An 11,615-nucleotide genomic window follows, 5' to 3' on the forward strand; every position below is an offset into this window, starting at 1 on the left:
GCAAAGGGCCGCAAGGACCCTAATTTTGGATGTGCAATATTAACGAAGAAAGTATGAACCACACCTGTCTTGGGCGAGCTTTATCGCTGTATTAATGCCTTAATTGGGCATCTAACTCGTCAATTAATTCGCACCAATCCGCGTCTTGCTCCAAAGATTCAGTAATAAAGTGGCGCTGCGCCTGTGACCAAAACGGCGCATCAGCGAGTTTGAGCTCAGGGCTTAACTTGTGGTCAGTCACAAATTGTTCAATTTGCTCATCGCTGCTGGGCAGGCCGAGCTGTTGAAAAAGGGTCGTCATCGTATGTTTTGAGGTATCCATATAATGTTTCCATTGTGCTCATAAAAGGCTATGGTTAACTATAGAACAACAACGATAACAAGGAAATACCATGCTCGGCGACTATAAAGTTAGGTATCTTACTCCAGAAGATTTGAACGTAGCTGCGAGCCTGATTTATCAGGCTTATCATGACGACCCGCTAATGCGAGAAATATTTAGCGCCGAGAGCAGTAAAACCCAAGAGTATGAAAAAAAGTTACGTGCGCTCATCCGTGAAGAGCTACACAGTTTTTGGCAGGCCAAACAACCACTAGTTGGCTTGTATGTTGATGATGCTCTGCGTGCTATTGCTTGTGTATTTCAATCTGACGCCAGCATGCAGGCGGATCGCTATTGGCACTGGCGACTGAAACTGATGCTCAGTGCTGGTTATTTGACGACTCAGCAGCTCATTGAAAAGGAAAAGACCATTCGTAACGCCTTAAAAACGATGGGGCGCTACTTATTTTTAGCCTTTATCGCGGTGGACCCCCACTATCAACGCCAAGGTTATGGTCACTATCTCCTCAAAGGCCTTGATAATCTTGTTGAGGAAGATAACGAAACGCAAGGACTTGCAGTGTTTGTTACTCAGTCTCAGCATCAAACTTTCTTTGCTAACCACGGTTTTGAGACCATGCAAACATTGCAATTTAGCAAAGTCAGTGGAGAGTTGTTATTCAAAAAAAGTCCACATTGCGTTTAATGGAAATTTCAATGTGAGAGATCTCTCACATTGGTGTGGGTTTAACGATGAATATGTCCCTACCTTTAGCTCTATAATAAGTTCAACCTATTGATTTATATAGGCTGCTTCATTGTTTCTACATTATTGCAATAAAACTTTTTGCAAAGCACTTGCTGCATCTTTTTGGCTTTTCTCTAAACTTATCATTGTCAGGACGACAACAGTGCAGGATGCACTTGGCTAAGGAACGGATGTAGGCCAACCACGCAAAGTAATGCAGGAATAGTAACGGAATAGACGGTAACGGACGCCGTTAAAGGACAGGAGCACAGGAAGTGCAGGGAAGGCGGGATGCCTAGGAATAGCCAAGGAGGCAAGAGGAACACTTCAGGATGAAGCAAGGAACAAAGCACAGGATGTGCATCGGTTAGATAGGGTAATCGAGCAAGGAAAGCAAAAGGGACGACCTTAAGGTCAGCGGTGATGGATACCGCGCAAGGATGATGCAGATTAGGGCGTGACTTACAGTCACGCCTTAGTTTTTTTAGATTCTGTGCGGTGGGATATCGGCCTTACGTAAACGTTCATTCTCCATCCACAACTCTCCCTCGTATAAGGTTTCGCCGTCACTGGAAAACTCAAACATAAAGCGGCTGCGGATCCCAAGCTTACCATTACTTAAAATCGCTAAACGCCACTGTTTGCAAGCAACACTAACAAATTGCACACCTAATTGTTCAGCTTGACGCTGAGCATGTAAGCGCGCAGTTTCTGCCACTTTACGGCGATACCAAAACAACGCTATCACGCCACCACACAGCAGCAGAATCCATAAGGTTTTCACGACGAAAATAACCCACCAATTGCACGAGAAAGCGCATCAGAACGCTGCTCAGACCGTAATATAGCTAATACATGAGGGCGCAGTATTGGGATTGCAACTAAGTCGGCAAAAATACTGGCGAACAATGGCTGCTCAGTGTCTATTCGACAGCAGTGCTCTAAGAACTGTACTAAGGTTTGCGGTGCTTCTAAATAAGCCCAAAGTCGCCCAGCGATGACCTGGCATATGTCAGCATCTTGGCCGTAATCACTGTTCATTACCTGCCCCAGCGCTTGCTCAACTAGCCCCACTGCGCGTGCACTGCTGATGGCGCGAAGCGCATCGATAAGTAGCGCTTTATCCTGATGTTGAATCGCTTGATTGATACTTGTGAGCAGGGTTTGCGCTGCTTCAGTACCTAGCTCACTATTTTCGAGCTGGGCAGCGAGAGGTTGGCGTACTTGTGCAGGTAACTGCAACCATGCTTGGCACAGCAGGGCTTCATTATCTTGATGGTCAATGCGCGCGGCAAAATCTGCAAGGCCCTGCACAGCGACGCTTTGCCAGTCTTGCCAGCCCAACTCGCCACTCAAATATAGCTGTGCATGCTCATAGTACTGCGATGCGCTTTGCCGTAACTCTACTTTGATATGGGCATTGAAAGCGGCGCGCTTATTGGCATTGGGAGTAAATACATAAGGGTTGTTATCGAGTTTGCTTTGCTCACCCTCAGCCCCTGTTAACGATGTGCCAATGGCTTCTAGCACCATATTGGCAAAATGGTCACGACTCGCTGCTACCAGCTTACTTTGCTCATCCAACGGCATTTTCAAAAACCAAACATAAGGCTCACTCGATGCTTTTGGGTCCCAAAACTGAATCGCCAGTAGCGCATGCTGTGCCAGTGGATATGGATAAGGAATAGTTGTCGACTCGATATCGGCAAAGGTTGCTTTATCTATTTTTTGCACCCGACGACCAATGTCAAATACACGCCATGTGGTGCCGGCGGCATCTAGTAATTGTGCCAGTGTGGCGATGTTGTCGCTCATACAAGGCTCCTGGAAAATAAAATTCCGCAAATTATAGGCATATTGCGTCATCAACCCAAGAGAAATGCTAATATAGCGTTTTTGAAGTTACCGCAATAACCGTGTTATGTCGTATTCCATCACTCAATTGCTCACGCAGTTGCAAGGTGAATTAGCTAATGCAGGCTTATGGCAAGATAAGCCCGTTGCTGAGCATTTATTGCAATCCAGCCAACCCTTTTGTGTTGATACCCTGAGATTCGAACAGTGGCTGCAGTTCGTCTTTATTCCGAAAATGCGTGCCCTAATACACGCAAGACACCCTCTGCCTTCGGCTATAGCCTTAACACCCATGGCTGAGATCTATTGGTCAGGGCAGTATGCGCAATTGCACACAGTGCTTAAGCGCATAGATATTACTCTCGGAGGGGGAGAGTGAGCGACTTAACAGATTCGGCAAAGGTTGCATCCGTACAGCCGCTCGATATTCTATATCGTGATGAGCACTACATCGCTATCAATAAACCGTCGGGACTACTGGTTCATCGCTCTTTTTTGGATAAGCATGAAACCCAATTTGCAATGCAGATGCTGCGCGATCAAATCGGTCAACATGTGTATCCACTGCATCGCTTAGACAGGCCCACATCCGGTGTATTATTGTTTGCGCTTAGCAGTGCCGCCGCTAATCGTGCAGGACAGCTGTTCAGTGAAGGAGGGGTGCGCAAACGTTATCTTGCGTTAGTCAGAGGTTTTGCCCCTGAGCAGCAATGTATCGACAGGCCGCTAAAGGAAAAACTAGATAAAATTGCCGATAAATACGCGCAACAAGACAAGCCAGCACAACCAGCGCGCACTGATATACGCTGCTTGTTGCAAGCAAGCCTGCCTATCGCCTTAGGGAAGTTTCCGAGCGTACGTTATTCGCTGGTGGAGTGTTGGCCTAAAACAGGGCGTAAGCATCAGATACGTCGCCATATGAAGGGCATTAACCACCCTTTGATTAATGATGTAAACCACGGTGATAATACGCAAAATCACTTTTTTGCCGAGCACTTCGAGGTTTCGCGGCTAATGCTGTTTGCAACCGATGTGTACTTTGGGCATCCTTACAGCGAAGAATTGATTCACATTAATGCACCACTGGGTGAACACGCACTCGCCGTTTTTGAGCGCCTCGGGTGGCCGGTGTGTGAGCAAGCTTATTATGCGAAGGAGTTTTAAATGGCCAAGATTAATATTTTTTACGGCAGTGTCTATGGCGGTGCGGAGCGTCTAGCCGACAGTGCCGAGGAGCAGCTACAAAAGCACGGCCATGAAGCCAAAGTGATCGATAACCCGAAAGTGGAAGATGTTAGTAACAGCGAGTATATATTGGTGATCACATCGACCACAGGACAAGGGGACATTCCCGATAACCTCATGCCACTGTTTGCTGCTTTGCAAAGCCAGTTTCCTTTATTGGGTGGCACCCCGTTTGCCGTCATTGCCATGGGTGATAGCAGTTATGGCGACACTTTTTGTGGCGCGGGTAAGCAAGTTGAAGAGCTGTTGCTGGAGCTTCAAGGTAAACCGCTGCTGCCACGCTTAGATATTGATGCATTAGAGGACTTTGATCCCGAGCCGGTGGCGCAGCCTTGGTTGGCTCAGTTTGCTGGTGCAATAGCCAAGTAGCATAATGTCGAAAAACAAGCGCTCTCTATGAGCGCTTTTCTTAGCCGCGTTTTACAGCCACAATGAGTTTGAGCTTTTGCCCAGGGTAGAGGTATTTTTTACCGTTTAAGTTATTCCATTTGCGAATGTCGCCAACGCGCAGCCCGAATTGCTTAGCAATGCGTGATAGTGAGTCACCGCGACGAACTTTGTAGGTAATGGTGCGGTTGGTCGTTTGCGGTAGCGCTTGGCCTGTGGATTGGCGAATTTTTAGTTTTTGCCCTAACCGTAACATGGCGTTGTTACCAAGATTATTCCAGGCCTTTAGCTGTGCTACGGTGACGTTGTACTCACGGCTGAGATCCCACAGCGTATCGCCGGACTTTACGGTATGGCTACGTGTTAGTGATGTCGTCCCATTGACCGCTAAACGCACTTTTTCTGGTAAGTGCGAGGCCGCCTTGTCAGATAAAGGCACCATTAGCGTTTGCCCTGCGCGTATGGTGCTTGACTCTAATGCGTTTAAAGTGCGAATAGCGCCAACACTGGTATTAAACTTTTTAGCGATCACCGATAAGCTATCGCCCGCAGCCACTTCATACTGTTGCCAACGTAAGCGGTCTTGCAACTTCGCCGACGCTAATTGTTGTTTGAATGGCGTGATGCTATCAAGCGGCAATAGTAAGTGATGTGGCCCCTGTGGATCGGTGGCCCAGCGGTTGAATGCCGGGTTGAGGCGATATAGTTCGGAAAGCGAAATACCTGCCATTTCTGCTGCTAAAGCTAAGTCAATCTGTGAGCCAACATCGACACGGTCAATCACTTGGGCATTAACTATTTTGTTCCACTTAATGCCAAACTCATCATGGCGTTTAAGTAGGTCTGCCAGTGCCAATAGTTTTGGCACATAGGCGGTGGTTTCCCGTGGCAGATCAAGTGACCAGAAATCGGTAGGCAGGTGCTTACGGCGATTTTTCTTAATGGCTCGCATGACTCGCCCTTCACCGGAATTATAGGCAGCAATTGCGTTTAGCCAGTCGCCTTCAAGGGTTTTATGCAAATAAGAAAGATAATCCAACGCGGCGCGGGTTGACTCGGCAATATCGCGACGCCCGTCGTACCACCAGTTTTGTTTTAAGCCAAAGCGTTTGCCCGTTTGTGGCATAAACTGCCAAATACCACTGGCACTGCGGTGAGAATAACCGTAGGGGTCGAAAGCACTCTCGACAATCGGCAGCAGCGCAATCTCCATCGGCATTTTACGCTTTTCGACTTCCTCAACAATGTAATATAAATAGGGCTCGGCACGTTTGGCAATGCGATCCATATAAGCTTGATGGCGCGCATAGTAATTACGCTCAGCAACCACAGGACGATTTTGCGGAACTTCTATTGAGAGCTGATAGCGGATCCGCTCCCAGACATCGTCAAATACAGGTGCTTCTTCTAGCTGTTCAACTACCTCATCGCCGCCTAGGGTGTCGATTGTTAGCGCATCGCTTATCTCTTGCGGGGACGCAGTATTGCTAGGGAGTTTAGTGATTGGAACATCCCTAGAGGTGGTTTGGCAACCACTTAAAAACGCAGATAACACCGCTGCGATGAGTATATGTTTATTCATGAACTGTTAATCTTTGGGCAAAACTGCGGCGCATACTAGCAAAAATTGATGAGATCCTACAAATTTTGCGCAATTGTACCGCAGTTAGAGACTCAGAAATTGTCCTTCCAAGCACGAAGACCTGCAAAGATTGCACTGGGTTCACCGCTGGTAGCGGGGCGATATGCCGTAGGGAGTGCTTGTGGCGATATTTTATCGGCACGAAGGAAAGGGTTGATGCGTTTTTCCTGGCCGATAGTGCTAGGGAGGGTCATCTGTTGTTGCTCACGTAATGCATTGACTTTGTTTGTGTAGCGCTGCACCTCTGCATCCTCAGGTTGCGCTGCTGAGGCAAAGGCCATGTTTGCCTGAGTATATTCGTGCGTGCAATACACCAAGGTATCGTCGCTCAGGGTAAGGAAGGTTTGCATTGATTGCCACATTTGCTCTGGCGTGCCTTCGAATAGGCGGCCACATCCGCCACTGAACAATGTATCCCCACAAAAGACCAACTGCTCATTGATGTAGCTGATATGATCAAGGGTATGCCCCGGGGTGGCACGTACTAAGAAATTGAGCCCAAATACGTCAATGCTATCGCCATCTGCGAGCGTGTGCTCGATGCCCGTGAATGGGCTATTCTGTGGTCCGTACACCGGTGCCTCTGGGAAGGCTTGTTTCAGTGCGGCGACACCTGTTGTGTGATCCCAATGGTGATGAGTAACTAGTATCCCCGCCAGCTGGTAGTCATGCTGTTCGAGGTAGCGCATTACGGGTTCAGCATCCCCTGGATCGACTACATAAACGTGAGGTTTGGTGGGGTGCACCAGGGCCCAAATATAATTATCATTAAAGGCGTTGATTGCGTCGACTTGCACCATAGCGAATAGCTCTATATCGTTAACTTATGCCCCTTAGTATAACGAGCTAAATCTGTGAAACCAGCACTAAGCTTTCAACAACATCCTGCGCCCTATACCTGGCAGCAGTTTCCTCATGGTGACTACTTGCAAAATGACGTAGAACGTAAGATGCAGCCGTGGTTAGAGCGCATGTTCGGTTATCATCTGTTAAAAATAGGCGATCTGAGCGTCCAGCTAGATACATCTGCGAGCCCCATAAAGCATCAAGTTGGGGTGGCTGCGCGTTCACAACAAGCTGGCGTACTTGCCGAAGTCGATGAGCTTCCTTTCTATGAAGGCAGTGTGGATGCGTGTATTCTGAGCCTGTGTTTGGAATATAACAGCGACCCCCATCATATTTTGCGTGAGGCCCATCGCACACTGATCGCCGGCGGTTACATTGTTATTACCGGCTTTAATCCGTTTAGCTTTTGTGGCGCTGCTAGCCTGATCCCATTTAGCCGTCAAAAACTGCCTTGGAGCGGGCGCTTCTTTACTCCTTCCCGAGTCAAAGACTGGCTCGACCTATTGGGCTTTGAGCTGATAGCTGATGAGCGCTTTTTACATGCTTCTTTGGCACGAGGCTCGCGTTTATCGCGCTTTGCCCGCTGGCGCAGTTTTTGCCGTCAATATTTAAAACCCATGGGCAGTGTGTATATGCTGGTGGCACGTAAGCGGGTGACACCCCTGACCCCCATTAAGCCTAAATGGCACGCACGGCCAAGTTTTAAACCTGCTATTAAAGGCGTTGAGGTGAGTCGGCGGCACCGACGCGCGCACCCTGAAGATTAAATGGCACAGCTTTATCCATTAACTTAGGCTTATTGAGGGTGGCATCACGTTGCTGACGCTGTGCGATAAACTGCGCTGCTGATTGTTGTAAGTGCACATTTTGTTCACGCTGACAGCCAATGGTGCTGTGGTAGTCTAAAGCTCGCCCCTCAGGTTGATAGTCGTGACACACCCACACCTTAGTGTCACTGGGTAGAGATAACAACTTTTGGATTGAATGGTAGAGCTGTTCAGCACTGCCTTTAGGAAAGTCACAGCGCGCGCTCCCAGAATCGGGCATAAACAAGGTATCGCCAATAAACACATGGCCATCAACGTAAATGCTAATGCCATCTGGAGTGTGCCCAGGTGTTGCAAGGACCTTGAGCTCGTAATCGCCTAAGGGTAGACGGTCGCCATCATTGACTTGCTTATCAAATTGCTCGCCATTAGTGGCACATGCTAGTTGGTATATGGGTTTAAGTGTTTTTTGCACATTGCGGATATGTTGACTGACCACCGTTTGCCCACCACATTGCTCACCAACGTAGTTACATGCACTGAAGTGGTCGGCGTGCACATGTGTTTCAATGAGCCATTTAAGTGTTAATTGGTGGCGTTCAAGGTAGCGGATAATGATATCAGCACTGGCAAAACTCAGTGTGTCTGTTGCCGCATCGTAATCTGCGACCGCATCAATCAACGCTGCATGTCGCGTGGTTGGACAAAACAGCACATAACTTAACGTGTGACTAGGAGAATGATAAAAAGGCACCACGGTGAGAGACATAGTTAATCCGCTTTAGGTATATGATATAACCAAAACTTATATTATATGTCGGCGTCTGTAAAGAGGGACAAGGTGGGTGCCTCAACACCGTCAATCTGTTGGTTGATAGCCGGTGTCTTCTAACAACGATGTGCTGGTTGCGGCAGTGCGTGCGAGCTCATCGACAATGTCATTTTCTTTATGTCCGCTGTGGCCTTTAACCCAGCGCCAATCGATGGTGTGGCGTTGGCAAGCCTCGTCAAGGCGCTGCCATAAATCAACATTTTTAACCGGTTGCTTGCTGGCGGTACGCCAGCCGCGTTTTTTCCAATTCGCTAACCAACTTTCTATGCCTTGTTTTACATATTGGCTGTCGGTAGTAAGGACAATGTCACAGGGGCGGGTGAGCGATTCCAAAGCGACAATTGCAGCGAGTAATTCCATGCGGTTATTGGTCGTGGTTTGATACCCCTGACTTAGCGTTTTTTCGTGCTTTCCGTAACGCATAAGAACACCGTATCCCCCAGGACCAGGATTCCCCAAACACGAGCCATCGGTATAAATTTCTACGCTTTTTTGCACGCTTTACCTTGTTATTATGTACAATGAACGAAGCAGCAAAGATAGCAAATATGAGCGTAAACTGATATGGCGCAAAGACAAATAGTGCTTGATACCGAAACTACAGGCATTAGCCCGAAAGAGGGGCACCGCATTATTGAGATTGGTTGTGTGGAGTTGATCAACCGCCGGCTAACCGGTAACAATTTTCATGTTTACATTAATCCCCAGCGCGACATCGAAGACGAGGCCATCGACGTGCACGGGATCACCAACGAGTTTTTGCAAGATAAACCGCTATACCACCAAATAGCCGATGAGTTTCTTGACTATATCCGTGGTGCAGAACTCGTTATTCACAATGCCCCGTTCGATGTGGGCTTTATGGACCACGAATTTGCCATGCTGAATCGAGGCTACCCTAATACTGAGCAGGTGTGCCAAGTACTCGACACTTTAACCATGGCCCGGGAAATGCATCCCGGACAAAAGAATAACCTCGATGCGCTTTGCCGCCGTTATGATATTGATAATGCAAAGCGAACGTTGCACGGCGCATTACTGGATTCTGAGATTCTTGCTGACGTCTACTTAGCGATGACCGGCGGTCAGAAGAAACTTAATTTGGCGCAACATAATGAACAGCAAAACCAAGGCGACGATGGTGACATCATTCGTTTAAACCCAGATAGACCTGCCTTAACGGTGCTGCGTGCCGACGAACAAGAGTTGGCGGCACATGAGCAGCGTCTAGACTTGGTAGAGAAAGAGGGCGGTCATTGTTTGTGGCGCACTCAGTAGAGATAAAAGGTGAAAAGGGTGGTGATGGCAAAATTAATTCTCATCAGTATGGTGCTGCTACTTGGTGTCGGTGTCAGTGCGTCGGCACTGGGCGATGAGCAGGAAAAGCTGACCGTATTGGCCGAGGGCAATGAAATCCCGCTGTTGGATAACCGCTTTCGGATTGACCACGATGTTGACAAGATTACGCTGCTCTTTTTTCGCCGCCAAGGCTCACCCGCCGTTGTGTTGGTGCGCCCAGATGGCAGTAAAATTTATGCCACCCACTCACTCAATGACGACAACCTACAATGGCATGATGAGCTCGGCTACGACTTAATCGTGCTCAACAAACCGATGCCAGGGCCTTGGCAAGTGGTTGGGCAAATCTTGCCGGACAGCCGTATTATGGTTATTGGCGATATCTCTCTTCAAGTTGATGAACTTCCCCCTCTGCTTTTTCGTGGCGAAATTATTAAACTGACGGGGAAGGTGTTAAATGATGGTGAGCAGGTGAAAATTGGCCGCTTCCGTGATGTCATTAACATGCAAGTTGATTTCGTTAGTACTAATAATAATGAATACAGTAACTTTGGTGCCCGCACAGAGCATGTTGCCAACTTTAAAGATGATGGCCGAGGTTTTGATGAGCGCCCGGGTGATGCGATTTTCACGGGGGAGTTTCGTCTTGATTTTGCCGCCGGGCAGTGGCGGCCAGAGATAGCCCTCACCACGCCCATCATCCAACGTAAAGTGGTGCAAGAGCCAGTGGTGGTCAAAGAGCCGCCGCTCACTTATGAGCTTCATGAGGGAGCCAAAGGCGAAAGCCACGAGTTACACATTACCCTTGATGAGCAGCTACTCGATCCGCAATCGGTTTTGCTCCAAGGAAAGATCTTTTATCCCAATAACGATGAACAAGCCTTTTCATTGCCAGCTGAGCAAGATAACACGCGCGTGATCACCATTAGCAATTACGGATGGGGGCGTTATTCGCTGCAAATAGAGCTGTACGGCACGAACAGTAATGGCCGTGAGTTTATGGCAGCCCTGCCTGATTATGAATTTGCCATTGCTCGGCCCATAGAAAAGGTCGAAGAAATAGCGCCCCCGGTGAGCCAAGGGCCTACCGAATTGGCAGAGCAAAGTGATCAGCCAAGTGCGATGAGCAATGCGTTATTCTACAGCTTAGTGGTGTTAGGGAATGTGTTTATTTTGCTCGCTGGATGGGCAGCCATTCGCGTGTTAGTGCAAAAAAAGCCACTTTTGGGCAATATTAATTTATTGTTCTGGAAGAAAAAAAGTGCCCAAAGTGATGAGCAAGAAACAAACAGCTCTGAAGCTAACTCAGATAAAAATGGCTCAAAAAGTGATAAATCAGGTGAAATTTTAAACCTTTCGATGTCAGATGACTAAAAAAGCCCTAAAAATTCAAAAAAACTATTGACTCACCAAGGGGTGATTCGTATCATTCACGCCGCTGTCAGGGCAGAGCTTCTGGCAGTTTGGATATCGCGGAGTGGTAGTTCAGTTGGTTAGAATACCGGCCTGTCACGCCGGGGGTCGCGGGTTCGAGTCCCGTCCACTCCGCCAGTTATCCAGTGTTTGCTTACTCGTTGGAGTGGTAGTTCAGTTGGTTAGAATACCGGCCTGTCACGCCGGGGGTCGCGGGTTCGAGTCCCGTCCACTCCGCCAGTTAAGTAAACAGCCTTATT

General features: G+C 48.1%; 14 protein-coding genes and 2 tRNA genes. 9 read left to right on the forward strand and 7 right to left on the reverse strand.

All coding sequences use genetic code 11. The features are described from left to right. Window positions 1-91: 91 nt before the first annotated feature. On the reverse strand, window positions 92-322 hold the full coding sequence (locus W04_RS15710; protein WP_022946704.1) for a DUF2789 domain-containing protein: 231 nt from the start codon (window positions 320-322) through the stop codon (window positions 92-94). 70 nt (window positions 323-392) lie between these two features. Between W04_RS15710 and W04_RS15715 the strand changes: the two genes are divergently transcribed. Next, window positions 393-1,028 carry a GNAT family N-acetyltransferase gene (locus tag W04_RS15715; protein WP_022946705.1) on the forward strand — a complete coding sequence of 212 codons (636 nt, stop codon included), beginning with the start codon at window positions 393-395 and terminating at the stop codon, window positions 1,026-1,028. Between the two features lie 526 nt (window positions 1,029-1,554). Here W04_RS15715 and W04_RS15720 read toward each other — a convergent pair. Next, window positions 1,555-1,854, reverse strand: a complete 300-nt coding sequence (locus W04_RS15720) for a DUF3301 domain-containing protein (RefSeq protein ID WP_022946706.1) — start codon at window positions 1,852-1,854, stop codon at window positions 1,555-1,557. Next, on the reverse strand, window positions 1,851-2,885 hold the full coding sequence (locus tag W04_RS15725) for a DUF3549 family protein (RefSeq protein ID WP_053911544.1): 1,035 nt from the start codon (window positions 2,883-2,885) through the stop codon (window positions 1,851-1,853). The genes W04_RS15720 and W04_RS15725 overlap by 4 nt, the downstream gene beginning before the upstream one ends. A gap of 106 nt (window positions 2,886-2,991) precedes the next feature. Here W04_RS15725 and W04_RS15730 point away from each other — a divergent pair, with 106 nt between their 5' ends. From W04_RS15730 to W04_RS15740, 3 genes are read left to right on the forward strand one after another with little or no spacing between them, the layout of a single operon-like run. Continuing rightward, window positions 2,992-3,303 (forward strand): YqcC family protein, encoded by a 312-nt coding sequence (locus tag W04_RS15730; protein WP_053911545.1) that lies wholly within the window; start codon window positions 2,992-2,994, stop codon window positions 3,301-3,303. Beyond that, on the forward strand, window positions 3,300-4,088 hold the full coding sequence (gene truC, locus W04_RS15735) for a tRNA pseudouridine(65) synthase TruC (RefSeq protein WP_053911546.1): 789 nt from the start codon (window positions 3,300-3,302) through the stop codon (window positions 4,086-4,088). The genes W04_RS15730 and truC overlap by 4 nt, the downstream gene beginning before the upstream one ends. After that, complete coding sequence (locus W04_RS15740; protein WP_053911547.1) at window positions 4,089-4,538, forward strand: flavodoxin; 450 nt, start codon at window positions 4,089-4,091, stop codon at window positions 4,536-4,538. A 40-nt stretch (window positions 4,539-4,578) separates the two neighbouring features. Here the strand turns inward: W04_RS15740 and W04_RS15745 are convergent, their stop codons facing one another. Together W04_RS15745 and gloB are read right to left on the reverse strand one after the other, a co-directional pair. After that, window positions 4,579-6,138 (reverse strand): LysM peptidoglycan-binding domain-containing protein, encoded by a 1,560-nt coding sequence (locus W04_RS15745; protein WP_022946711.1) that lies wholly within the window; start codon window positions 6,136-6,138, stop codon window positions 4,579-4,581. 92 nt (window positions 6,139-6,230) lie between these two features. Further along, a complete protein-coding gene (gene gloB, locus W04_RS15750) occupies window positions 6,231-6,998 on the reverse strand; it encodes a hydroxyacylglutathione hydrolase (protein ID WP_053911548.1) in 768 nt (255 codons plus the stop codon). A 54-nt stretch (window positions 6,999-7,052) separates the two neighbouring features. Between gloB and W04_RS15755 the strand changes: the two genes are divergently transcribed. Further along, entirely contained in the window at window positions 7,053-7,811 is a 759-nt protein-coding gene (locus tag W04_RS15755) for a class I SAM-dependent methyltransferase (RefSeq protein WP_022946713.1), read from the forward strand. Here W04_RS15755 and W04_RS15760 read toward each other — a convergent pair. Both W04_RS15760 and rnhA read right to left on the reverse strand, forming a co-directional pair. Further along, a complete protein-coding gene (locus W04_RS15760; protein ID WP_053911549.1) occupies window positions 7,759-8,580 on the reverse strand; it encodes an MBL fold metallo-hydrolase in 822 nt (273 codons plus the stop codon). The two genes, W04_RS15755 and W04_RS15760, sit on opposite strands and share 53 nt — an antisense overlap. Before the next feature lie 90 nt (window positions 8,581-8,670). Beyond that, a complete protein-coding gene (gene rnhA, locus W04_RS15765; RefSeq protein WP_053911550.1) occupies window positions 8,671-9,141 on the reverse strand; it encodes a ribonuclease HI in 471 nt (156 codons plus the stop codon). 66 nt (window positions 9,142-9,207) lie between these two features. On the opposite strand from rnhA, the gene dnaQ reads away from it, so the two are divergent. From dnaQ to W04_RS15785, 4 genes are all read left to right on the forward strand, one after another. Then, a complete protein-coding gene (gene dnaQ / locus W04_RS15770) occupies window positions 9,208-9,921 on the forward strand; it encodes a DNA polymerase III subunit epsilon (protein WP_022946716.1) in 714 nt (237 codons plus the stop codon). 24 nt (window positions 9,922-9,945) lie between these two features. Next, on the forward strand, window positions 9,946-11,316 hold the full coding sequence (locus W04_RS15775) for a TIGR03503 family protein (RefSeq protein ID WP_053911555.1): 1,371 nt from the start codon (window positions 9,946-9,948) through the stop codon (window positions 11,314-11,316). Between the two features lie 100 nt (window positions 11,317-11,416). Continuing rightward, a tRNA-Asp gene (locus W04_RS15780) sits at window positions 11,417-11,493 on the forward strand. Window positions 11,494-11,518: 25 nt separating this feature from the next. Then, window positions 11,519-11,595: transfer RNA gene (locus tag W04_RS15785), tRNA-Asp, on the forward strand. Window positions 11,596-11,615: the final 20 nt, after the last annotated feature.

This window comes from Pseudoalteromonas sp. SW0106-04 (genome assembly GCF_001293805.1).
Taxonomy (GTDB): Bacteria; Pseudomonadota; Gammaproteobacteria; order Enterobacterales; family Alteromonadaceae; genus Pseudoalteromonas; species Pseudoalteromonas ruthenica.

Bases quoted from the DNA above. Each gene is read 5' to 3' on its own strand.
- W04_RS15710 (WP_022946704.1), bottom strand. From the start codon at position 322: ATGGATACCTCAAAACATACGATGACGACCCTTTTTCAACAGCTCGGC.
- W04_RS15715 (WP_022946705.1), top strand. From the start codon at position 393: ATGCTCGGCGACTATAAAGTTAGGTATCTTACTCCAGAAGATTTGAAC.
- W04_RS15725 (WP_053911544.1), bottom strand. From the start codon at position 2,885: ATGAGCGACAACATCGCCACACTGGCACAATTACTAGATGCCGCCGGC.
- W04_RS15730 (WP_053911545.1), top strand. From the start codon at position 2,992: ATGTCGTATTCCATCACTCAATTGCTCACGCAGTTGCAAGGTGAATTA.
- W04_RS15740 (WP_053911547.1), top strand. From the start codon at position 4,089: ATGGCCAAGATTAATATTTTTTACGGCAGTGTCTATGGCGGTGCGGAG.
- W04_RS15745 (WP_022946711.1), bottom strand. From the start codon at position 6,138: ATGAATAAACATATACTCATCGCAGCGGTGTTATCTGCGTTTTTAAGT.
- gloB (WP_053911548.1), bottom strand. From the start codon at position 6,998: ATGGTGCAAGTCGACGCAATCAACGCCTTTAATGATAATTATATTTGG.
- W04_RS15760 (WP_053911549.1), bottom strand. From the start codon at position 8,580: ATGTCTCTCACCGTGGTGCCTTTTTATCATTCTCCTAGTCACACGTTA.
- dnaQ (WP_022946716.1), top strand. From the start codon at position 9,208: ATGGCGCAAAGACAAATAGTGCTTGATACCGAAACTACAGGCATTAGC.
- W04_RS15775 (WP_053911555.1), top strand. From the start codon at position 9,946: ATGGCAAAATTAATTCTCATCAGTATGGTGCTGCTACTTGGTGTCGGT.